Origin of the sequence: Pseudomonas weihenstephanensis (assembly GCF_001043055.1) — a bacterium.
Classification (GTDB): domain Bacteria; phylum Pseudomonadota; class Gammaproteobacteria; order Pseudomonadales; family Pseudomonadaceae; genus Aquipseudomonas; species Aquipseudomonas weihenstephanensis.
This window is the reverse complement of sequence record NZ_JYLF01000025.1, coordinates 1-925: the sequence shown is the minus strand read 5'-3', so window position 1 is coordinate 925 and position 925 is coordinate 1. Positions and strand designations below refer to the sequence as shown.

Here is a 925-nt window from a genome sequence, read left to right as displayed (position 1 = left end):
CCCGGTGAATCTCGCAGTAGGCATTGCCCTGCAACAGCATTGAGGCCACGACCGCCTGCCAGAACTGGAACGCCGTCATGTCTTCATTGGGGCTGTTATGAATTACGTCGTACAGCGCGAAGTCCCGTGCATCCACGCGCCCGCCGTCTGCCTCGCGCTTGAAAACCCCTAGCGGCAGACCTGCCACTGAGGTGGAGATGATCCGCACACATGCCCATACGGCGGACAGGTGCATGGCGCTGTCGATGGTGACGGTTTTGCCGGAGCTTGAGGTGTTGCCGAGTACGTTGTTCCAGAACTCGCCGTCGGTGAGCTTGATTGCTTTGCCCAAGAAGCCACTGAGTGAGGCACTGGGCCGTGAAGCCGCGCGACCGATGACAGTCGCCAAGGATTTACTCACTGATCAGCCCCTTGCGCACAAAGGCTGCGACCAGCAAGAGCGCGATCGCACTGGCAATCAGTGCCCAGCCTGGACCGGACAACACAAAGACCCCGGCCACAGCCAGCAGCAAACCGGCCAGCGCGGATAACACAAAGATAAGCAGTGGCATGTTCATACGATGATCGGGTTCCTGATGGCGTCCATAAAGTCGTCATTGCCCCGGCCTTCGGGGTTGAGTGAGAGCAGCGTGACGGCGTTGAAAGTGGCCATGAGCGGGTCAATCTTGGCCGAGCCTGAAGCCTGTTTGGTAATGAGGATCGAGTTGCCGCGCGGCTCAACTTTGGCGTTGCCGCAGCACCAGGCCATCATCGGTTGGCCGCCGTGGATCAAGCCGCCCTCAGCGAGTTTGCGTTCGGCGGTTTTGATCGCGCCTCCCAGTTTCCAGCCTTGTGAAATGCCGATGACCTTCTCTTCAGGGACACCGGCCTCGACCAGGGCATCGAGAATCGCGCCGATACCTGCCGGATCGAGACCGACCTTGTC

At 59.9% G+C, this 925-nt stretch carries 2 protein-coding genes and 1 pseudogene; all 3 read right to left on the bottom strand.

Features of this window, described 5'->3' with window-relative positions; genetic code table 11:
• Nucleotides 1-400: phage portal protein (locus TU86_RS22045; protein WP_048366446.1), on the bottom strand; the 400-nt coding region annotated here is incomplete at its 3' end.
• The gene (locus TU86_RS23115; protein WP_088500081.1) at nt 393-557 is read right to left on the bottom strand and encodes a hypothetical protein; all 165 of its coding nucleotides are present in this window, start codon (nt 555-557) and stop codon (nt 393-395) included. The genes TU86_RS22045 and TU86_RS23115, both read right to left, overlap by 8 nt.
• Nucleotides 554-925, bottom strand: a pseudogene (locus TU86_RS22040) (terminase large subunit); the annotation flags it as partial. The pseudogene TU86_RS22040 and the gene TU86_RS23115, both read right to left, overlap by 4 nt.

Bases quoted from the DNA above. Each gene is read 5' to 3' on its own strand.
- TU86_RS23115 (WP_088500081.1), bottom strand. From the start codon at position 557: ATGAACATGCCACTGCTTATCTTTGTGTTATCCGCGCTGGCCGGTTTG.